Genomic DNA, 20,550 nt, shown 5'->3' with positions numbered 1-20,550 from the left:
TTACTGCGCCAGGGACTCGGCCTTACCGCGCCAGGGACTCGGCGACGAGCCGCCAGATCTCCGCGGCCAGGTCCATGTTGCCGCTCTGCTGGGCCTGCTCGGCGAGCTTCCGCAGCCCTGCGAGCGCCGGAGCCTGCTCGCCTTCCATGAGCAGCACGCGGTTGCGCAGCACGTCGAGCCTGATCCGCTCCTGGTACGGCAGCAGGTCGTCGAAGCCGACGAGCTGGTCCAGCAGCGCGCGCGCCTCGTCGGAGTGGCCGGTGATGACGGCGATACGGGCGCGCACCGCCAGCAGTTGCTGCTCGATGGTCGGTGCGCCCGCGAACGGCAAGGCCGCTCGGACCTCTTCGACACGCCGCTGGGCGCTCTCCGCTCTCGGCGGGTCGGCCATGAGATCGAGCCGGGCCGAACTGATCCGCAGGCGCATCCACATCGTCAGGTCATCCCGGCCGTCGAAGCCGTCGACAGCCTGGTCCATCAGCTCTGCGGCGGCATCAAGATCGCCCTGACGCGTCCGGATGTTGGCCGCGGTCCACAGGGCCTGCGCCCATTGCGGCCTCGAGCCCTTCTCCGCCGCGGTGAGCAGCTCGTCGGTGTAACGCGCGGCGTCGGGGATCCGCCCGGCCTCACCCAGTGCCGACACCAGGGCAAGCAGCGTCGAGACCTGCACGCGGGCGGGCAGCGCCTCGCTTTTCGCCAGCTCGTAGGCGTGCGTCGCGGTGTCGACGGCGCCGACGATCTCGCCGGTGTCGCGCATGCAGCGGGCCAGCTCGGCCAGCACTCTGGCCTGCAGCTCGGGCAGGCCGATCTGCTCGCTGAGCGCGACCAGCTCGTCGAGGCACGACCGCTGTTCGGCGTACTCCTGCCGCCGCCGGCGCCACTCGGCGACCCGCCAGAGCGCCTGCCAGCGCAGCAGCGGATCCTCGCCCCCCGAGGCCTTCAGGGCTTCGCTGAGCGTCCGGCCGGCTTCGTCCTGGCCCAGTCCGGTGGCCAGCGTCAGGCTCTGTGCGAGCGAGGTCGCCGTGGACTGGGTGAGTTCGGCCGGGCTGATGCCCAGCTGTGCAGCCAGATGCGCGACGGCACGCTCAGTGGGTTGACGCGCACCGGACTCCAGCCGGGACAGGTATCCCGTGGACATGCCCGCGCCGGCGAGCGCGGCGAGCGTCAGGCCGCGCTCGGTCCTCAGTTGCCTGAGCCTGCGGCCGAAGACTGGCTGCTCGAGCATGTCTGGACTCCCGGGTAGCGGTGACGTCGTACGACGTCCGGAGGGTACGTCGCACCCGAGCCTAGCCCACTTGCCTGTATTCAGACAAGTTATTGCCAAGCTTCGGCGCTCAGCCCTCTGTCATTTTGGCAATTGAATTTGGCAATTACTTGCCAAGGCTATGGCAACGGCCATACCGTTGCTGTCGTTCGCAGACGAACCCCGTCGCGGACGGCGCCACCCTCACCAGCCGCTCTTCGCACATGAACGGAACCTGACACATGCAACCGCATCCCCGCCGCTGGCTGATCCTGATCGCGCTCTGTCTGAGCACCCTCGTCCTGCTCATGGACAACATGGCACTCACCGTCGCCGTACCGTCGTTAGCCGCCGACCTGGGCGCGACCGCGCAGGACATCCAGTGGATCCTGGAGTCCTACATGCTGGTCTTCGCCGGTCTGCTGCTGACCGCCGGCTCCCTGTCCGACCGGTACGGCAGGCGGAAGGTCATGGTCATCGGGCTGGTGCTGTTCGGCGCCGCCTCCCTGGCGGCCACACTCACCACAGACCCCGGCCAGTTGATCGCCGCCCGCGTGGCGATGGGCGTCGGCGGCTCGCTGATCATGCCCAGCACCCTGTCGCTCCTGATGGTCGTCTTCCCCGACGAGGTCGAACGGCGCAAGGCGATGGCCGCCGGAGCCGCCTTCGCCGTGCTCGGCCTGGTCGGCGGCCCCGTCCTCGGCGGTGCCCTGGTCGCCTCCTTCGGCTGGGAATCGGTCTTCTGGATCAATGTCCCGGTGGTGGCGCTGGCCATCCTGGCCGCCCTGACGCTGATGCCCGAGTCGAAGGGGCCGCGGACCAAGCCGGACCCGATCGGCGCGGTCCTGTCGGTGATCGGCATGTCCGCTCTCGTCTGGACCATCAACGAACTCGCGCACGGCATCTCGTGGACCCCGCTGGCCATCGCCGTCGTCGCCCTCGCCGCCTTCATCCTCTGGGAGCTGCGCACCGACCACCCGATGGTGCCGCTCAAGCTCTTCAGCGACCGCGACTTCGCGGGCGGCAGCCTGTCGCTGACCCTGGTCCAGGTCGGCAACGGCGGCCTGCTCCTGGTGCTCACCCAGTACATGCAGTTCGTCCTCGGCTACACGCCCACCCAGGCCGGACTGGCCCTCATCCCGATGTTCGTCGCCTCGGTGATCTTCAACGGCATCGGCACCGGCTTGGGCATCAAGCTCGGCAACCGCACCACCGCGGTCCTCGGCATGATCGTGATGGCCACCGGGTTCGGCCTGCTCACCTTCTCCTCCCCCGACAGCTTCGTAGCGCTGGCCATCACCCAGGTCGTGCTGGGCGCCGGTGGCGGCCTGGCCGTGCCCACGGCGATCGCCGCCCTGATGGGCGCCATCCCCACCGAGCAGGCGGGTGTCGGCTCGGCACTCAACGACACCATCCAGCAGGCCGGCGCCGCGCTCGGTGTGGCCATCCTGGGCAGCCTGGCCACCAGCAGCTACACCTCCGCCATGCCGGCCACCGCATCAGAGGAGGCCCGCCGCTCGGTAGCCGCCGCCGTGGCCGACCCGTCCCTGGCCGCGGTCGCTCGCGAGGCCTACCACGTGGCCATGTCGTCCGCCTTCCTGGGCGCCGCGACCGGGGTGCTCGGCGCCGCCGTACTGGCTCTGCTCCTGCTGCGCGGCCGCAAGCCGGGCGCACACGCCACCGAAGCAGACGCGCATGTCACCAGCGAGTCCCAGGCCCTCGTCAACGCCTAGGGCGCTCTCCATCGACCATGCGGTGTCGTGTCAGCGGCCGCGTCAGGACGGCAACGGCCCCGTATCAGAGCGGTCGGCGATGGTGGATGTCATGAACGGTTCAGCAACGTCCGTTCAACCGAATCTCGTAAAGGAGCACACCGCCATGTCGCACACCATCGCCCTCAGCGACCAGGACAAGCTCACCCTGCGGGTCGCCGCGTGGGGCGCCGTCTCACTGATGTCCGCCGCCGGCGCCGCAGGCTCGGCCCACAAGGTCGCCACCCACGGCTCCATCGCCCTGACCTCCGCGACCGGCCTGGTCGGACACGTGCTCACCAAGGCGCCCAAGGGCGTCAAGTACGGCAAGTCCGTCGCCGAACTCGCCGACCAGGTGCTACCCGCCCTGACCGCGGCCATGACCCTGCTCAAGCAGCAGGACCCGGAAGAGGCCGACAACTTCCGCAGCACCGTCATCGTCGCCATCGAAGCAGGAGCCCAGACCCACCAGGGCCTGCCCAGCCCCACCCTCGCCGAGATGGCCCGCAAGATCACCGCAGCCCTCGACGCCGCCTGATGCCTGCCACGGGGTCCTGCCCGGACCCCGGCTCATCGCCGATCCCCTCGAGCAGAGCGCAGTGAATTTCGGGTGCGGCGTGTAAGAAATGCGGGTGTGCGTGGGGTTACCCGGTATCAGACCTGGCAGCACACCCGAGAGGGGGTGGTGGCGTGACGAACGACAGCCTCCACGATCACGACGACTCTGGCTCACCGACGTAACGTGGCTGATGGGCGCCTCCAGACTTCCAGCGACGAGCCTGGAGCACGGCAAATCGCACCAGTCCGGCCATCAGCACCGGTATTCCGACGAACCAGCAGCGTGTGCCCGCCCAGACCCCCTCGTTGGCATGCTGGCCGTTGCCCCGGATCTCAGGTGCGAGGTCGGAGGCGATCACTGGAAGCAGGAGCAGCGTGACACCTGCGAAGACAAGCGCCGCGCTGGATGCGATCGACTGTCTCGGCCGGTAGGGGCGAGCCGCCAGCAGAGTCAGGGCCACGGCACATACGACGGCAGGCAGCGCCACCTTGCCCGACCAGTGCAGCAGCATCGTCGTCCCGTACCACCGCTCATCTGAAAGAGGCTCCGCAAAGTAGAGCGCAGGAGCCGGTGCGCCACGGAGATCTTGCACTGTGCCCAAGAGGCTTCCACCGACCAAGGCGAGAATGAACACAGACCAGCGCCATCCGGTCCGGAGCCCCTTGGCCGACACAATGAGAGAGGCGGTGGCGACGAGCAGACCGAGCACCACGCCCTTGCTGGCCCCGTTGGCGAACGGGATCCACTTGTTCCACGGGTAGTTCCCCACCGCGATGGCCGTCCACGCGCCGATAGCACCCCAGGCAACGACCCCGACGGCGATCCCGACGCACAACACATCCCAGATGCGCTCATCTTGGTCGCGCACGGTGTCCTTCGAAAGATCCTTTCGGCGCACCGGGCCATCATGGTGGGGCGCGAGGCCCACGTGCAATGCCGGCGCGACGTTGCCGCCCAGGCTCAGCCTTGCCGGTCCGCGAAGCCGTCCAGTGCGGTGAGGATCTCCGTGTTCATCGTGGTGCTGCCGGTGTGGCCGGAGTCGTCGACGACCACGAGGCGGGCGTCCGGCCAGGCTTGGGCCAGTTCCCAGGCGTACTGGAGCGGCGCGCCCAGGTCGAAGCGGCCGTGGATGAGGACGCCGGGGATGCCGGCCAGCCGGTGTGCGTCGCGCAGCAGTACCCCTTCCTCCAGCCAGGCGCCGTTGGCGAAGTAGTGGCTGCAGATGCGGGTCAAGGCCAGCAGGGCGTCGGGCGGACGATTGCTGTAGGCGTTCGGATGGCCGTTGGTCTCCAGGGAGATCACCGCGTCCTCCCAGGCGGTCCAGTCCCGGGCGGCCTGGGCGCGGACGGCGGGGTCCGGGTCGGACGTGAGCCGGGCGTAGGCGGCCAGCAGGTCGCCGTCGCGTTCGGCCTCAGGGACGCTTTCACGGAAGCGCTGCCACTGTTCGGGGAAGAAGCGGCCGACGCCGCGGTACAGCCAGTCGATCTCGTAGCGCCGGGGCCTCTCCATGTCGGCCACGAGATGGTGCGTGGTGTTGGTGGACAGGTCGGCGTCCGGGTCACTCGCGTGTGGTCGGCTCCGGCCGCAGTTGCGCTGGTCGAAGAGGATGATGCGTTGACGCGCTCCCCGGCGTAAACGCCGGGGATTCTGGCCTGTGCCGCGCTGTTCATGCGGCGGCACTTCCTCGGCTTCCTGCTTCGTCGGTCCGTGCCGCCGCGAGCGGTGGTCTTACCGGTCCTCCACAGGCGTTTTGTCTCTCCGCCCGTCCGGCGGCGAGAATGTTGATCGCGGCATTGACGTCCCGGTCATGGACGGCACCACACGGGCAGGTCCATTGCCGCACGTTCAACGGCATCGTGGCAGCCAGTGTCCCGCAGGCCGAGCAGAGTTTGGACGACGGGAAGAACCGGCCGACCTTGGCGAAGTGCCTGCCATAGAGTTTCGCCTTGTACTCCAGCATGCTCACGAACGCCGACCAGCCCGCGTCATGGACGCTCTTGGCCAGCCTCGTGCGCGCCAGCCCCTTCACCGTCAGGTCCTCCACATACACCGCTTGATTTTCGCGGATGATCTGTGTGGAGGTCTGGTGGTGGAACTCGCGGCGCGCGTCAGCGACCTTCGCATACTGGCGGGCCACCTTCACCCGGGCCTTGGCCCGGTTGGATGATCCTTTCTGCTTACGCGACAGCGCTTTGTGCAGCTTCTTGAGTTTCTTCTCCGCCCGGCGCAGGAAACGCGGAGAGTCGATCTTCCGGCCGTCCGCCAGGACAGCGAAATGGCCGAGCCCCAGATCGATCCCCGTCTCGCCAGGCACGGCGGGCAGCGGCTGCCGGCGTACCTCGACCACGAAACTGGCGAAATACCGGCCGGCCGCGTCCTTGATGACGGTGACCGAGGACGGCTGGGCGGGCAGCTTTCGCGACCACCGCACCCGTATATCCCCGATCTTCGGCAGGCGCAGCTTGCCGCAGGTGGTGACGGCGAAGCGGGCGTTCTTGGTGAACCGGATCGCCTGCCGATGGTCCTTGCGGGACCGGAACCGGGGCGGGGCCATCTTGGGGCCTTTGCGCTTCCCATTGACGGAGGCGAAGAAGTTGCGGAACGCGGTGGCGAGGTCGGCCAGGGCCTGCTGGAGCACGACCGCCGACACCTCGCCCAGCCAGGCTCGTTCAGGTGTCTGCTTGGCCTGCGTGATGACCCGGCGGGACAACTCGGCGTCGGCGATGAACGGCAGACCGTGCTGGTGGGCGTGGTTGCGCAACGCGAGCGCGTCGTTGAACACCACCCGCGCACACCCGAACGCCTTGGCCAGTGGGATGCGCTGGGCGGGGGTCGGGTCGATCCGGTAGGCGTACCGCAGCTGCACAAGCTCCATCGTACAGTTGGTTTATGGCCGAGCACACCGATATCAGAACCGGCAGGCACTGCGTTTTCATCCTTCATGCTCATTTGGTTTTTGTCACCAAATACCGGCATCCGGTCTTCACCGGCGCCCACCTGATGCGGCTGGAAGAGATCATGCGATCGGTCTGCGCCGACTTCGAAACCGAACTGGCCGAGTTCAACGGCGAGGCCAACCACGTCCATCTGCTGGTGAACTTCCCACCCAAAGTCGCGCTGTCCAAGCTGGTCAACAGCCTCAAAGGCGTGTCCTCACGCCGGATGCGCCAAGAGTTCCCCGAACTGGCCGCCCACTACTACCGGGCCAACAAGCTGTGGTCAGGCTCCTACTTCGCCGGGTCGGTAGGCGGCGCTCCGCTCAGCATCCTGCGCCAGTACATCGAGCAGCAGAACCGGCCCGTCTGAGCAGGTGGACGCCGATTCGCCTGGCGGCGAATCGGCTGTTCTCGCCCCGCTACGCGGGCTGGTCGGCTTCACCCCCGGCCTGAAGACCGGAGCACTGCCGACGAATCTGGTAGCGCTCGGGGTCGAACCAGCGGCGCTGGCCCGGTGTGCAGCCGGAGTCTGGGCCGCCGTGGACGACCAGGGCGGGCTTGCCGTTGGGGTTGCCGCAGACCTCCCAGTAGACAAGGTGGCCGTCGCCGGTGTCGAGATGTCCGTGGTCGTAGGGCTCGATGGGAGGGAAAGGGCGCATCGGACAAAAAACAGCACTGTTGTATTCTTCGTTCCCGCTCGTGTCGGCGGGGTTCTCTCGCGGTGTCGTGACTGATCGGAAAGCGTCGAGGCCGATGTCGCCGCCGACCTCGTAGCTTCTGTCGCCTGAAGAACTGCTCTGCCAGTAGATGCGAAGATGCGGAGGTCGTACTCGCTGAATGGAAGAGAGTCCTCGGCATGGCCGTCATCCACCACACCACCGTCAAGCCGACCAAGCTGGAACTGCTCACCTCCTGGCTGCCTTCCCGGCCGTGGTACGTCGGCGGCGCGGGCGGACCGGCGCTGGCCAAGGCCGGCGGCTTCCGGCTGGATGACCCGGAGGGGGAGGTCGGGATCGAGTTCATGGTGGTCGCCGACGCCTCCGGCACGCACCCGATCAGCTACCTGGTGCCGCTCACCTATCGGGGTGCCCCGCTCGACGGGGCGGAGCACGCCCTCGTCGGCACCATGGAGCACGGGGTGCTGGGACGGCGCTGGGCCTACGACGGCTGCCACGACCCGGTGCTGGTCGCCCAGTTGCTGCCCCTGATCGAGGGCCGGGTCCAGGCCCAGGACCAGAACGCCAGCGACACCCCCGACCGGGAGGTCACCCGCTCCTACATCGGAGACGGCCTCGCCCCCACGCACTTCACCGCCACTGCCACCGACGGCCAAGAGGGCACCGAGCTGACCGGACCGGATGGTACGTCCCTCCGCTTGCACCGGGTCCTGCGTCCCGCCCCGGACGGCGGGCCTCTCCTTCCGCCGGAAGCGATCGGCCACGTCGCCGGCTCCTGGCAGGCGCCGGATGGCACCCGCGCGCGGGGGCTGTTCGTCGTCCTGCACGCCGGCCCTCGCGCCTAGGGATCAGTTCGTAGATCATCGTCCCGCCCCGGCTGATTGCCGATCTTGGTCCCTGAACCTACGGATCGAAGGGTGAAGCACTATGGGCAAGAGGCGCTACGTCGCCAGAGGTGTACCGGGCGGCTACCGGATCTGGGACAACAAGGCGCGCGGCTGGTGGGGCGACCTCTACGAGTTATGCCCTGACGAATTACTTGATGAGCTGAACGGCGCACGCGACTACGACAAAATCACGGCGCTCCTCAAGCGTTGCCGAGCCATGAAGCGGTAGACGGCGCTCGTCTCTTAAGGAAGGTTCTGCCTGATGTCTACCGGCAGGTGTTGACCGACCGGGCCGTCCTATAGTGCAGGAATGGCCGGGAGTGAGGATGAGACGGTTTGGGGCGAAGAGGAGTATGTCGCGTGCCTGCGAGACGAGCGCAGAAACTTTGCGTGGGTGATGCAGCGCTATGGAGGCCTCACTTCGGCTGAAGCCGAGGAAGCTGGGCTGGAACGGTACCCGTACGAGCCGAGTGGCACGCCATTCCGTGGACTGATCTTCCATGACGAGGCGTGGCACTGGGCAATGCTGAGGATCTACGGCGATCGCTACACCGTGGACCACCCTGAGGTGGCTCACCCGTCGGCCGAGTACGAGGCCCTCGGCTGAATCTACGCATGCCGAATTCAACGCCCGAATAGGCATTACGCCATGTTGCGCTGCTGCCTCGGCAGGAGCGTGATGAGGACGGCGCCGGTGGCCAGGTGCATGCTTGCCAGGGCGGCCGCGGCCGTACGAACTCGTTCGCACCCGTGGTGACATAGTGGGGCCTCGGTGCCGCGCGCGGTCCGAGATCCGGGCGTCCACACGCAGCGGCAGGTAGTGCCGTACCCGTGCCTTGCCGGGCGCGCGATTGGAGAGCGACGGATGCCGACTGGACTCATCGCGCTGGCACTCGGCGGTTTCGGCATCGGTCTCACCGAGTTCTTGATCGCCGGGCTGCTGCCGCAGGTGGCGTCGAGTTTCACGGTGTCCGAGGCGGCAGCGGGCTGGCTGATCTCCGGATACGCGTTGAGTGTCGCGGTCGGCGCGATCGCGCTGACCGCGGCGACGGCGCGGCTGCCCCGCAAGAGGGTCCTGGTCGGCCTGGTGGCGCTGTTCGTCATCGGCAACCTGCTGTCCGCTGTCGCGCCGAACTACCCGGTGATGCTGCTCGGGCGGATCGTCGCGGCGTTGTGTCACGGTTCGTTCTTCGGTATCGGCTCGCTGGTCGCCCGCAGTCTGGTCGCGCCGGAGAAGAAGTCCCGCGCGGTGGCGGTCATGTTCGCCGGACTGACGGTCGCGAACGTGCTGGGGGTGCCGTTCGGCGCGCTGGTCGGTGAACACTGGGGCTGGAGAGCGGCCTTCTGGGCAGTCACGGGCATCGGCGTGCTCGCGCTGGTGGGGATCGTCGCTCTCGTCCCCGGCTGGGCGGGCGAGACGCGGCCGCCGACGGCGACGGGCGGCGGCCCCGATCCGATGCCGCCCAGCGGCTTGCGGGCGCAGTTGCGTGCGTTCCGGTCCTGGCAGGTCTGGCTGACTCTGGCGGCCACCGCGCTCAGCTATGGCGGGATGTTCGGCGCGTTCAGCTACATCGCCTACACCTTCACCGAGGTCAGCGGCTTCTCCTCCGCGGATGTCGCCTGGTTGCTGATGGTGTACGGCGTCGGTCTGGTCGTCGGGAACCTGATCGGCGGACGGGCGGCCGACCGTGACCGCGACCGCGCCCTGGTCCTCGCCCTGGTCGGACTCACCATCACCCTGGCCGCGTTCGGTCTGCTGGCCGGCAGCGCCACCGCGTCGGTGGTCCTGGCGTTCCTGATGGGGGTGTTCGGGTTTGCCGGCGTGCCCGGCATGATCACCCGCGTCACCGACGTCGCCCACGGGGCGGCACTGGCCGCCAGCGCCAACGTGTCCGCGTCCAACATCGGCAACGCCCTTGGCGCCTGGCTCGGGGGGCTGGCCATCACCGCGGGCCTCGGATATGCCGCGCCGCTCTACGTCGGCGCCGGCATCGCCCTGACCTCCGTCATCGTCATGGTCATTGCCGCATATCCCGCCAGGTCACTCGCGCAGCGGGCTGACCACTCCGTTTGAGCTGCTTGAGGTGCCGCGCTCAACTCGCTGCCTGGTAGGCGGTGGTCCAGAAGTCGCGGTGCAGGCGCGGCGTGTGGACGGAGTCCATCGCGCTCTGCGTCAGCAGGATGCCCACGAGGTCCTCGGCCGGGTCGGCGTACGCGGTGGTGCCCAGGCCGCCGTCCCAGCCGAACTGGCCCGGCGAGGCCAGGTCGCGGCGGTGGGTGCGGACCGCCATGCCGAAGCCGAACCCGCCGTGCCGGCCGAAGTGGTCGCCGAACGCGTCCTTCTCGACCTTCTGCTCCGGCGTCAGGTGGTCCATCGTCATGAGCTCGACCGAGGCCCGCGACAGGACCCGCTCGCCGCCCAGCGTCCCCTTGTTGAGCAGCATCCGGTAGAACGCGTGGTAGTCGTCCACGGTCGACACCAGCCCGTCGCCGCCCGCCTGGAACTCCGGCAGGCGGCTGTACTTCCCACCGGCCGCCTCGTCCCACACCGCCAGCTCGCCGGTCTCGGGGTTGTGCGCGTAGCTGGTCGGCAGCCGGTGGATCCGGTCGTCGGGTACGTGGAAGCCGGTGTCCTTCATGCCGAGCGGGGTGAACAGCCGCTCGCGCAGGAACCCCTCCAGCGACTGCCCGGCCACCCTGCCGACGAGCACGCCGAGCACGTCGGACCCGACGTGGTACTGCCACAGCTCGCCCGGCTGACGCATCAGCGGCAGCGTCCCGAGCCGCCGGATCCACTCCTCCGGCCCGAAGTCCGGTGAGGTGGTGTCCAGCCCGAGCTCGCGGATCGCGGTCTGGATCGGGTACGTGTCCGGCGCCGCCAGCACGACACCGAACCCGAAGGTGAAGGTCAGCAGGTCGCGTACGGTGATCGGGCGGGCCGCGGGCACCGTCTCGTCCAGCGGGGCGTCGATCCGGGCGAGCACGCGGCGGTCGGCCAGCTCGGGCAGCCACTCGTCGACCGGGTCGTCCAGCCGCAGCCGGCACTCCTCGACGAGGATCATCACCCCGGCGGCCGTGACCGGCTTGGTCAGCGACGCCATCCGGAAGATCGTGTCCCGCCGCATAGGTTCGGCGCCGCCCGCGTGCATGGTGCCCATCGCCTCGACGTGCGTGTCGTCTCCCCGGCTGACCAGCGCGACCAGGCCGGGGACCGCGCCGGAGGCGACATGGCCGTTCAGCACGTCATGCATCCGCCGCAGGCCCGCCTCGGCCAGCCCGGCGCGGTGGTGCTCCTCCCAGCGGCCCTGAGTCTCCCAGGCGCCTTTGCTGTCCCAGGTGCCCTTCATGTCCCACGTGGTGGCCTTCGACATGGTTCCAACTCCCATCGCGTATGTCGTTCGCGCTATGCGCACAGTGTACTCACAAAGGAGACAATGTACGCAAGTGCTGAGAAGTGCGGATGGTTCCACAGGTCTTCACGGAGCTCTGCCGGAGTTCTGCGCCACCAGCGTGCCGCGAGCCCGCCCTGGGTCGCGACGGCATCGAACGCGCCGCCCTGGCGGCCCGCGGAAAGGCGAACGCGCTGGTCCTGGGCATGGTCAACGAGAATCCCCAGGACCGTGCGCCCGCTGTTCGACGCCTTCAAGAGCCGTCACCCCGAATGCGACCTCCAGCTCCGCTACGCCGGATTCGCCGATCCCTTCAGGCTGCTGCGCTCCGGAGACATCGACCTGCTGATCGCCTGGTTACCCGAACGGCGAGGCCTGATCCGGGACTTCGCCGCTGCCGCCCGCGACCTCGGTGTCCTCGCCCTTCGAACCCGTACACGACGGCCCGCCTCTCAGTCGCGACGGTCACGCCAGGTCCAGCACCCCGACCGTCTGGCCTTCGCTCTTCTCACCTGTGAGCTCGAACCCGAGCTTCCGGTAGAAGCCTTCGGGGCCGCCCTCTCCCGGTTCCCAGGTGACGTACATCTGCGTGCCACCGCGACGTCTGACCTCGGCCGCCACTGATTCGACGGCGAAGCGGCCGACTCCGCGCCCCTGTGCGTCGGGTGCCACGTTGAGACGCCACAAGCCGGACCGGAAGTCGACACCCTTGCCGTTCCAGTCGATGTCGAGGAACGCCATGAGGAAGCCCACGGCGCGGTCGCCGTCGAGAATGAGGCGTGGCCAGGCCACGTTCGGGCGGACATACGCCTCGGCCAGCGATTTCACCACCGGTGAGACGAAGTGCTCCTGGTCGGGGCGGACCTTGACCGCGATGACCGTATCGATGTTGGCAGGGGTGACAGGTACGAGGCGGAGGCTTCTGGTCATGGAAGAACCATATGGGCCGACCCCGCCAGCCAGTCGGCGACGTCGGCGACCACGGCGGGGTCCACGTGCTGGGGAGACTCGTAGTCCGCGGGCGTGGACGGGCCCGAGCCGGGGAAGAACAGGTGGTCGTCGGCGTCGTAGACGCGGATGGTGACGTCCGGCCGGTGGGCGAGGCCCGCCTGCCAGCCCGCGAGGTCGTCGGCGACGGTCACCTGATAGTCGCGGCCGCCCTGGAGGATGAGCATCGGCTTGCCCAGCGCCGCCGCCGTCGCCACGGGCTGGTAACCGCGCAGATCCAGCCAGTACGCCCCCGAATACCCGAACGGCAGTTCCGCCGCCGGCGTGTCAGGCGACAGGTCGGGGCTGTCGACGAGTGCGGCCTGCCGCGTGATCGTCTCGACCGCGTCCTGCGCGCCGGGGTCCAGCGAGGCGAGGTGGCGGATGACGCGTACGGCGGCCCGGTGCATGGGCTGGGTGTCGCCGGCCAGGATCACCAGCCCGGCCACGGACGGCTCGGCGGCGGCGACCCGTGGGGCGACCTTGCCGCCCATGCTGTGGCCTGCGACGTACACACGCGCGGCATCGACGGCCGGGTGGCGCTGGAGCAGGTGAATGGCGGCGACGGCGTGCGGGACGTACTCGTCGCTCATCGTGAAGCCGGGCTCGGCCGGGACCTGGCTGTGGGCGTACGTCACCTTGTCGAAGCGGAGCACCGCCACGCCGCGCCCGGCCAGCCCCCAGGCCAGGTCCTTGAGCGGTTTGTTCGGGCCGGCGGTGCCGTCCCGGTCGAACGGTCCGCCGCCGCCGAGCAGCACCACGCCGGGCCACGGGCCGTGCCCGCGCGGCAGGCTCATCGTCCCGGGCACCGCCAGGGCGCCGGAGCCCACGGTGACCTCGTGCTCGTCGAACCTCTCGGGGCGGGCGTACGGGGGAGGCGTCCACTGTGTGGTGAGCCCGGGCGCGAGCCGCAGTCCCTGCACCAGGCCGGTCTCGTCGACCGACATCACCACCGTCAGCCCGCCCCGCTCGCCCGTCACCGGCACGCTCACCCGGACCAGCCCTGCTCTGGCCGGCTCGCTGGTCGGCGTCCCGATCGCGGTGACCATCCCGATGCCGGCCGTCTGACGCTCCCAGTCGGCCTGCATCGTCTGGGCGGAGACCACCGCGCGCAGCGGTGGGGCGAACAGCTCCTCGACATCCGCGAAACGCCCGTCGCGCGCCATCTCGACGATCGCCGCGGCGACGACAGCTGGGTCCGTTCTCATCGTCGCTCCTTTCTCAATTTATGCGAACGGTAGCACAATATGAGATCGTTGCGCGCGGTGGACGGGCGCTGTTAGCTTGCGGCGATGGATCTCTTCTCACGCTCCTGGACGGCACTCCGCTCGGCCGTCGCCGAACTCCCGGACGAGGACTTCGCACGGCCGTCCGGTTGCGCCGGCTGGCTCGTGCGGGACCTGGTGTGCCACCTGATCATCGACGCTCAGGACGTCCTGATCACGCTCGTCACGCCCGCGGTCACGGAGCCGACGCGCGACGCGGTGACGTACTGGGAGGTCTCCCAGTCGCCACCGACCGGAGACGACCCGCTCGACGCGCTGACCGTGCGGCTGGCGGCCGCGTACGAGGAGCCTCGGCTGCTCAAGTTCCACCTCGACGACGTCGGCTCGGCCGCCGGTCGCGCCGCCGAGCTCGCCGACCCGGCCCTCCGGGTCGGCACCCGCGACGAGGTGATCGCCGTGGGTGACTACCTCTCCGTGTACGTCATGGAATGGACGCTGCACCACCTCGACCTGATCGCGTACCTCCCGGACGCGGCGGAGCCGCCCGCCGAGGGCCTCGCCCGTTGCCGCCAGATGCTGGAGGAGATCGCCGGGGCGGCCTTCCCCGCGTCGTTCTCCGACAAGGACGCGCTGCTCGTCGGCACCGGACGGCGTGTCCCGACCGACGCGGAGCAGGCCGAGCTGGGCGAGCTGGTGGGGAAGCTCCCGTTCGTCCTCGGGTGAGAGGCGACGTGTCCCTCAGGCGAGCCGCCAGGCGAGCAGCCCCTCCGGCGCGTCGGCCTGGACGAAACCCGCACCCACGAGTTCGCCTTGGATCGTCTCCCAGGTCGGTCGGTAGCCGTGGCCCACGAGCTCTTCTTCGCTGATCACCTTGTCGCCCTGGGTGATCCGGTAGACGTAGCGACCTCTGAAGGACTCCTCGTCCGACTCGAAGATCTCGGACGAGACCGTGTAGGTGTGCCGGCCCACCCGGCGGGAGTCCAGTTCCTTCAGCGGACGCGGCGCGGGGAGGCCGCCGTCGCGCCAGGTGAAGACCAGGAGACCGCCGGGTTCCAGGTGCTTGGCCAACACCGGCCAGACCCGCTTGCGGTAGTCGGGCTCCAGGGCGTACATCACGTTGATCATGACCATGGCCTCGACCGGCTCGTCCAGATCCAGGCTGAGCGCGTCATAGGGGAGCACGGTGACCCGCTCGAGCAGCTCCGGCTGCTCGCTCAGCCGGGAGAGCAGCATCCCTCGCATACCGGCGGACGGCTCCAGGGCGAAGAGCTCGGCCGAGGTCCATTCGGCCAAGGAAACGGTGATCAGGCCGCTCCCTGCGCCGATCTCCAGAACGCTCCTGTGGACCCCTGCGAGGACCGGCGGCAACTTCTCACGCATGGTCGCCACGTGACTGTTCTCGGCGAGCAGGTCATAGAACGGGAGGGAGATGAAGTTTGCCATGGGCGGCCATGGTAGTCCCGGAATTCTTGATCGACTTCGTCGTGGCGGCTCGCTACGGTAGGGCGTCCGATCCCGTCCGCCCCCCAGGAAGTGCCGCGTGCTCCGTCACCGTTCATCCCTCCCCGCCCTGCTCATCGTGGGTGTGTACGTCGTCGCGCTGGCGGTCGTCGCCGTGTTCGCGCTGGCCGCCGGCGACCTCGGCGCGTTGTGGTGGTTGACGCTCTTCGCGGAGGCGGACAACGGTGCCGCGGCGACGTGGCCGGACGTGCTCGCCCTGCTCCTGGCGGGCATGCTGTGGGCCTGGGCGCTGTGGCAGTGTCTGCGCGGCCCGCTCGCAGGCCCTCCGCCCGAGCTGGACCGGGACACGCGGCGGCTGAGGGTGGCGCTGTACGCCACGGCGGCGTCCTGGCTGCTCCACGTTCTCACCCCGTCCTGGCCCTGGTGGGCGGAGGCGCTCGACGGCGTGATGATGTGCGGGGTCGTGCTGCTGTTCCAGCCGGTGCTGGGACGCAATCTGGAGCGCGCCGGCCGAGTGCGCGTGGTGGGTGTGCTGGGGTACGGAGGCGGCGCCGTCGTCAACGTCCTCGACATCCTCGACCGGCCCGTGCCCGAGGCGCTCGCGCTGGTCTGCGGCCTGGCGGCCCTGATCTGGATGATGCTGGTCATTCGCGCGCAGCGGTCGGACCGGCGCTGGCAGCGGGCCACTGTCCGGTACGGCATCGCCGCGCTGGTGGGACCGTTGGTCGCGGCAGTTGCGGTCGGGGTGCTCGCAAGGATGGGAAACCTTCACACTGCCGCGGCGTTCGCGGGTGTCGAGGGTGCCCTGATGGTGATCTGGCTGGTCCGCTCCGGCCACGACCTCGCCGACCCGAGCCAGGAGCCAGAACGCCGCACTTACACAACATCAACGCATCCTCTATAACCGACACATCCTGGTTTCCATGTCTTTGATCTTCTATACAAGGACGTTAGTGTCGCTCTGATACTGAGCCGAAGCCGAAGGGGCGGTGGGTGCGATGGCCGAGACGAGGGGAGTGCTGCTACCCGCGTATGTGGTGGCGGACGAGTCGGCGTCGATGGGCCCGTACTACCAGGACCTGTCCGGAGGGCTGGCGGCGCTGTGCAACGGTTTACGCGCGGAGCCGATGATCGCGGCGAAGGTGCGGCTCGCGATCCTCGGGTTCTCCGAGGACGTGCAGCTGCGGCAGGGGCTGAGCGACATGCGGATGGTCGACAGGCTGCCGCAGCTCGCGGTCCGCGGGGCGACGAACTACGGCGCCGCCTTCGCCGACCTGCTGCAGCGCATTCCCTATGACGTGCGGATGCTCAAGAACGACGGGTACAAGGTGCACCGCCCGGTGGTGTTCTTCCTGAGCGACGGCCAGCCCACGGACGGGCAGCACTGGCACGGCCCACACCGGATGCTCGTCGACCGGCACGCCGCGCCGTTCGCCCCCAACATCATCGCCTGCGGGATCGGGTCGGCGCGGGCCGACACGATGCTGCAGGTGGCGACCCGCCAGGAGTTCGCCTTCGTCGCGGTGCCCAGCGCCGACATCGGCAGGGCGATCGCCGAGTTCTTCCACGCGCTGACGGCGAGCCTGGTCGCGTCCGGCCGCGCCATGGCCGACGGCAACCCGACGCTCGTCATCAACCGGCCGGACCAGTTCCGGCTGGCGATCGACGAGATCTGACGCCCGGCACGAGCTCAGGAGGTCGTGTACGTGCAGGACGCACGGCGGCAGGCCGACCAGATCCAGGCGTGGCAACGCGTCGTGATCGACATTCCCGGCCCGGAGTTCGAGCCGGCGCCCCCGCGTCTGCTGGGGGGAACGTGTCCCGATTTCGAATGTGACGGTTGGTCCACCGCGGAGGTGACGCTCCGATCGGCTTCCGTACGGGGAGAACGGCACCGCTACTACCGCCAGCCCCGGCAGGACGCCACCTGCGCCGTGGTCCACGAGGGGACGGGCACCGTGGTGTTCGCCGTGGCCGACGGGGTGTCCAGCGCCACCGCCGCGGGGGTCGGAGCGGCCGAGGTCTGCTGGGCAGCGGTCTGCGCCATCCACGCACAGCTCGACGAGGGCCATCCAGGGCACGATTTCCCCGCGGTCGTCCGGTACGCGGTCGAGACACTGCACCGGCAGGCGGCGGCGATGCTCCAGCACGAGCCGGACCTGGCACAGGTGGAGGAGCTGTTCGCCACCACCCTCGTCGCGGGTACGGCTCGCCCCGGCCCGGAAGGCGTCGAGATCTCGCTGTTCCGGGTGGGTGACTCGGGCGCCTGGGTGCTCGACCTGACCCGGCCGCGTTACCACCCCCTGTTCGCCACGAAGACCGAGGGGGACGTGGTCGCCACCGCGGTCAGCGCGCTGCCCAGGGTGCCGCGGAAGCTGGAGCAGTGGTTCGGGAAGCTGGTGCCCGGCCAGGTCCTGCTGGTGGGGACCGACGGGTTCGGCGATCCGCTCGGTGACGGGGACGGCCAGGTCGGCGCGCTGTTCGCCGAGCACCTGGCCGCGCCGCCGTCGCCTCTGTGGCTGGCCCACCTGCTCGACTTCTCCCGGGAGACGTTCGACGACGACCGGACCTTGCTGGCCCTCTGGCCGCGAGGTGAGACCCGATGAGCCGGACGGACCGCGCCGCTCTCAAGCTGGGACGGCGCCTCGGCCAAGGTGGCCAGGGGGCGGTCCACGAGGTGCTCGACCGCAAGATCAACGGCCAGTGGGACGTCGTCTACAAGGAGTATGATCCCGACGTCCTGCGCCAGCTCGACGTCGCCGCCCTCACCGCGATGACGGACCTGATCGGCCGGCTCCCGGGGTGGGACGCGGCGTGGTTGTGCGACAAGACGGCCTGGCCGGCCGGGCTCGTGGAGGCGGGTGATGCCGTCACCGGTTTCCTGATGCGGTCCGTGCCCCACAGGTTCTCCTTCGACCTGCGGACCCTGTCGGGCGCCGAGCGGAAACTGGCGACGGTGGAGTTCCTGCTCAACGACGACGCGTACGTCGGGCAGATCGGACTGCGGGTCAGCGAGCGCGACCGCCTGCTGCTCCTGGCCGACCTGGCCGACACGCTCGCCCGCCTGCACTCGATGGACATCGTCGTGGGCGACCTGTCGCCCAAGAACCTGCTGTTCGCCACGGAGGCTTCTCCCGAGTGCTTCCTCATCGACTGCGACGCGATGCGGCTGGGCGGGGTGGAGGCCCTGCCTCAGGTGGAGACGCCTGACTGGCAGATCCCCGCCGCCGAGCAGAAGGGCACGCCGCAGAGCGACGCCTACAAGTTCGCGCTGCTGGCCGTCCGTGTCTTCGCCCGCGACCAGGCCTCCACGGATCTCGGCCGACTGGCCGCCGTCAGCCCCGCACTGGCCGACCTCGCGACGGCGGCGCTCCATCAGCCCCCGTCCCAGCGGCCCGCTCCCGCGCAGTGGGCCACGCAGTTGAGGCAGGCCGCGCTGTCGGCCTCCACCGCACCGACCGCCGTACCGCCGCCTCCGCCCGGCCCTCCGGGGCCGTCCGCCGTTCCCCCGTATCCATCGCGACCCGGTCAGAGCCCCGCCCGGTCGGCGAAGATCGGTCTCGGTGTCGCCGTGGGAGTGATCGGCCTGATGCTCGCCGTGGTGGCGGGGATCACCGCGGCCGACAGCTCGGACGAGGGCGGCTCCAACGCGTCCTCCTCCAGCACGTCCTCCACCAGCACTCCGTACGCCGCTGCCGAGCCCTCCTCCACCTCCCCTGAACCGGAGCCTTCCGAGACGCGGTCCGAGGAGCCGTCCGAGGATCCGTTCGACCCCACCGATCTCGACACCAAGGGCACCGACTCGACTCCGATCACGTCGGGGGCGCTGCTCCCGCAGTCCTTCACAACCGCGAAGAACGTGCGCTACACCCTCAGGGCCGGCGGGGTGGACAAGTGCCCGGGCTCGTACCACGAAGGCAGTGTCCGCACCGCCCTCAGCAAAGCGCGCTGCAGCAAGATGGTCACGGGTGCCTATGTCAATCCGGGCGCGCCCGCGGGTCAGCGGATCATGGTGTCCGTGTGGGTCGTTCCGCTGAGCAGCGCGGACAGGGCCGACACCGCGTACGCGAAGCTCGACGACCTCTACGCGGACGCCTGGGGCATCGTGTGCCCCAGGAGGGGCCCGGGAGCCGGCCTCTGCGACTCGAGCAGCTGGACCAACGCGCAGACGTACGGGTGGACCGGATACACCCACCGATATCTGATCCACACCGTGGCCATCTACACGAATCGCGCCACCGCCTCCAGCGCGAAGCCGTGGCTCAAAGATGCCTCCAAGGCGGCGTACCACGCGGTCGGGCCGAAGGTCTATCACGACGAATAGTGACGCTCAACGGGTCGATCAGGCCGGCGATCCGGGGGTCGGGGCGGCGGTGGTCGGAGTAGCCGAGGCCGATCGTCTGGTACGGATTCGCGTTCACCGTCATTCGGCGCTCCTGCCCGTCATAGAGGTCACAGGTGCTTCCTGAGGTCGGCCACGTCCAGCAGGGGCAGGCCCCAGCTCAGCGCGGCGATCTCGAGGTCGGCGGCCTGCGCCATGGTCCCATCGGGGTTCATGACCTCGCAGCACACGCCGACGGGCGGCAGCCCGGCCGCCACGCACATCGCCACGGTGGCCTCGGTGTGACCGGCGCGTTCGGAGAGCCCGCCGGGGCGCGCGGCGAGCGGGAACACGTGTCCCGGCCGCAGGAAGTCGGCCGGTGCGGCGTCCGGGTGGGCCAGGCGGCGCACGGTCGCGGCGCGTTCGGCGGCCGACACCCCGGTGCCGGTCCCGGAGATCAGATCCACCGGGACGTGCGGACGGGTGCCGTGCCGGTCGCCGGGGCCGGGGATGGGGCCGATCTCCAGGCGTTCCAGGACCTCGGGAGCGCACGGCACGGTCGGATGGCCGCATACCTGGGTGAGCAGGAAGGTGAACGCCTGCGGGCGCAGCCGCGCCCCCGCGAACACCACATCGCCTTCGCCCTCCCGGTCGGGGTCCCAGATCACCACGGCTCCTCCGGCGGCGAGCTGCGCGAGCGCCTTCTGCACGCCCCGCCCGCCGGACAGCCGTCCGGCCCATGGAAGCGCCGCGACCACGTCGGTCACCGCCTGCGCCAGGTCGGGCAGCCGGCGCCGTACCAGGCGGACGACCAGGTCGGGTTCCAGGTTGACCCGATCGCCGACGGACAGCTCCGACAGCGTGGTGGCCTGGAGGGTCAGCGGGATCAGCGCCACCGAGAACCGGTCGCGGGCCACCTCGGCGACGGTCAGGCTCACGCCGTCGACCGCGATCCGGCCCTTCGCGACGATCAGGGGGAGGAAGCGCTCGGGCGGGTTTGATCCACAGGCGCCGCGCGGCTCCCTCGTCGTCGATCCGTACGATCTTGCCCACGGCGTCCACGTTGCCCTGGACCAGATGACCGGCGAGCGGGTCACCCAGAACCAGCGGGGT

Annotated in this window: 21 protein-coding genes and 1 pseudogene; 12 read left to right on the top strand and 10 right to left on the bottom strand. The window is 69.4% G+C overall.

Annotated elements, in window-relative coordinates; translation table 11 throughout:
• Positions 1 to 22: 22 nt before the first annotated feature.
• A complete protein-coding gene (locus tag ABD830_RS37690) occupies positions 23 to 1,225 on the bottom strand; it encodes a helix-turn-helix domain-containing protein (RefSeq protein ID WP_344998341.1) in 1,203 nt (400 codons plus the stop codon).
• Positions 1,226 to 1,485: 260 nt separating this feature from the next.
• Here ABD830_RS37690 and ABD830_RS37685 point away from each other — a divergent pair, with 260 nt between their 5' ends.
• Together ABD830_RS37685 and ABD830_RS37680 are read left to right on the top strand one after the other, a co-directional pair.
• Positions 1,486 to 2,976: an MFS transporter gene (locus ABD830_RS37685; protein WP_344998339.1), complete on the top strand. Its 1,491-nt coding sequence runs from the start codon at positions 1,486 to 1,488 to the stop codon at positions 2,974 to 2,976.
• 145 nt (positions 2,977 to 3,121) lie between these two features.
• On the top strand, positions 3,122 to 3,532 hold the full coding sequence (locus ABD830_RS37680; RefSeq protein ID WP_344998337.1) for a hypothetical protein: 411 nt from the start codon (positions 3,122 to 3,124) through the stop codon (positions 3,530 to 3,532).
• A gap of 175 nt (positions 3,533 to 3,707) precedes the next feature.
• On the opposite strand, the gene ABD830_RS37675 is transcribed toward ABD830_RS37680, so the two are convergent.
• The 3 genes from ABD830_RS37675 to ABD830_RS37665 all read right to left on the bottom strand — a co-directional run bounded on the left by ABD830_RS37675 (position 3,708) and on the right by ABD830_RS37665 (position 6,419).
• A complete protein-coding gene (locus ABD830_RS37675; protein ID WP_344998335.1) occupies positions 3,708 to 4,451 on the bottom strand; it encodes a hypothetical protein in 744 nt (247 codons plus the stop codon).
• Between the two features lie 62 nt (positions 4,452 to 4,513).
• Entirely contained in the window at positions 4,514 to 5,062 is a 549-nt protein-coding gene (locus tag ABD830_RS37670; RefSeq protein ID WP_344998333.1) for an alpha/beta hydrolase family protein, read from the bottom strand.
• Positions 5,063 to 5,219: 157 nt separating this feature from the next.
• A complete protein-coding gene (locus ABD830_RS37665; RefSeq protein ID WP_345002210.1) occupies positions 5,220 to 6,419 on the bottom strand; it encodes an RNA-guided endonuclease InsQ/TnpB family protein in 1,200 nt (399 codons plus the stop codon).
• Positions 6,420 to 6,442: 23 nt separating this feature from the next.
• Here ABD830_RS37665 and tnpA point away from each other — a divergent pair, with 23 nt between their 5' ends.
• On the top strand, positions 6,443 to 6,859 hold the full coding sequence (gene tnpA / locus ABD830_RS37660) for an IS200/IS605 family transposase (RefSeq protein ID WP_344998331.1): 417 nt from the start codon (positions 6,443 to 6,445) through the stop codon (positions 6,857 to 6,859).
• 103 nt (positions 6,860 to 6,962) lie between these two features.
• Here tnpA and ABD830_RS37655 read toward each other — a convergent pair.
• Positions 6,963 to 7,148: pseudogene (locus ABD830_RS37655) on the bottom strand (prolyl aminopeptidase); the annotation flags it as partial.
• Positions 7,149 to 7,345: 197 nt separating this feature from the next.
• On the opposite strand from ABD830_RS37655, the gene ABD830_RS37650 reads away from it, so the two are divergent.
• From ABD830_RS37650 to ABD830_RS37635, 4 genes are all read left to right on the top strand, one after another.
• Positions 7,346 to 8,011, top strand: coding sequence for a maltokinase N-terminal cap-like domain-containing protein (locus tag ABD830_RS37650; RefSeq protein WP_344998329.1), 666 nt, complete (start codon positions 7,346 to 7,348; stop codon positions 8,009 to 8,011).
• Positions 8,012 to 8,093: 82 nt separating this feature from the next.
• A complete protein-coding gene (locus tag ABD830_RS37645) occupies positions 8,094 to 8,282 on the top strand; it encodes a hypothetical protein (protein ID WP_344998327.1) in 189 nt (62 codons plus the stop codon).
• Positions 8,283 to 8,363: 81 nt separating this feature from the next.
• A complete protein-coding gene (locus ABD830_RS37640) occupies positions 8,364 to 8,660 on the top strand; it encodes a hypothetical protein (protein WP_344998325.1) in 297 nt (98 codons plus the stop codon).
• A 258-nt stretch (positions 8,661 to 8,918) separates the two neighbouring features.
• Positions 8,919 to 10,127: an MFS transporter gene (locus tag ABD830_RS37635; protein WP_344998323.1), complete on the top strand. Its 1,209-nt coding sequence runs from the start codon at positions 8,919 to 8,921 to the stop codon at positions 10,125 to 10,127.
• Between the two features lie 19 nt (positions 10,128 to 10,146).
• Here the strand turns inward: ABD830_RS37635 and ABD830_RS37630 are convergent, their stop codons facing one another.
• The 3 genes from ABD830_RS37630 to ABD830_RS37620 form a co-directional block, all read right to left on the bottom strand.
• Entirely contained in the window at positions 10,147 to 11,424 is a 1,278-nt protein-coding gene (locus tag ABD830_RS37630; RefSeq protein WP_344998321.1) for a serine hydrolase domain-containing protein, read from the bottom strand.
• Between the two features lie 483 nt (positions 11,425 to 11,907).
• Positions 11,908 to 12,372: a GNAT family N-acetyltransferase gene (locus ABD830_RS37625; RefSeq protein ID WP_344998320.1), complete on the bottom strand. Its 465-nt coding sequence runs from the start codon at positions 12,370 to 12,372 to the stop codon at positions 11,908 to 11,910.
• Positions 12,369 to 13,637: an alpha/beta hydrolase gene (locus ABD830_RS37620; RefSeq protein WP_344998318.1), complete on the bottom strand. Its 1,269-nt coding sequence runs from the start codon at positions 13,635 to 13,637 to the stop codon at positions 12,369 to 12,371. The genes ABD830_RS37625 and ABD830_RS37620 overlap by 4 nt, the downstream gene beginning before the upstream one ends.
• 84 nt (positions 13,638 to 13,721) lie before the next feature.
• Here ABD830_RS37620 and ABD830_RS37615 point away from each other — a divergent pair, with 84 nt between their 5' ends.
• A complete protein-coding gene (locus ABD830_RS37615; RefSeq protein WP_344998316.1) occupies positions 13,722 to 14,378 on the top strand; it encodes a maleylpyruvate isomerase N-terminal domain-containing protein in 657 nt (218 codons plus the stop codon).
• Positions 14,379 to 14,393: 15 nt separating this feature from the next.
• Here the strand turns inward: ABD830_RS37615 and ABD830_RS37610 are convergent, their stop codons facing one another.
• A complete protein-coding gene (locus ABD830_RS37610; protein ID WP_344998314.1) occupies positions 14,394 to 15,098 on the bottom strand; it encodes a class I SAM-dependent methyltransferase in 705 nt (234 codons plus the stop codon).
• A 97-nt stretch (positions 15,099 to 15,195) separates the two neighbouring features.
• On the opposite strand from ABD830_RS37610, the gene ABD830_RS37605 reads away from it, so the two are divergent.
• The 4 genes from ABD830_RS37605 (at position 15,196) to ABD830_RS37590 (ending at position 19,440) form a co-directional block, all read left to right on the top strand.
• The gene (locus tag ABD830_RS37605) at positions 15,196 to 16,020 is read left to right on the top strand and encodes a hypothetical protein (protein WP_344998312.1); all 825 of its coding nucleotides are present in this window, start codon (positions 15,196 to 15,198) and stop codon (positions 16,018 to 16,020) included.
• Positions 16,021 to 16,114: 94 nt separating this feature from the next.
• Entirely contained in the window at positions 16,115 to 16,792 is a 678-nt protein-coding gene (locus ABD830_RS37600; protein WP_344998309.1) for a vWA domain-containing protein, read from the top strand.
• Between the two features lie 30 nt (positions 16,793 to 16,822).
• Positions 16,823 to 17,722 (top strand): protein phosphatase 2C domain-containing protein, encoded by a 900-nt coding sequence (locus tag ABD830_RS37595; protein WP_344998307.1) that lies wholly within the window; start codon positions 16,823 to 16,825, stop codon positions 17,720 to 17,722.
• Positions 17,719 to 19,440 carry a hypothetical protein gene (locus ABD830_RS37590; RefSeq protein ID WP_344998305.1) on the top strand — a complete coding sequence of 574 codons (1,722 nt, stop codon included), beginning with the start codon at positions 17,719 to 17,721 and terminating at the stop codon, positions 19,438 to 19,440. The genes ABD830_RS37595 and ABD830_RS37590 overlap by 4 nt, the downstream gene beginning before the upstream one ends.
• Before the next feature lie 128 nt (positions 19,441 to 19,568).
• On the opposite strand, the gene ABD830_RS37585 is transcribed toward ABD830_RS37590, so the two are convergent.
• A complete protein-coding gene (locus ABD830_RS37585) occupies positions 19,569 to 20,534 on the bottom strand; it encodes a 3,4-dihydroxy-2-butanone-4-phosphate synthase (protein ID WP_344998303.1) in 966 nt (321 codons plus the stop codon).
• Between the last annotated feature and the right edge of the window lie 16 nt (positions 20,535 to 20,550).

The sequence above is a fragment of the Nonomuraea helvata genome (genome assembly GCF_039535785.1).
Lineage (GTDB): Bacteria > Actinomycetota > Actinomycetes > Streptosporangiales > Streptosporangiaceae > Nonomuraea > Nonomuraea helvata.
Note: the sequence above shows the minus strand (reverse complement) of the source record. Positions and strands in the feature narration are given on the sequence as shown.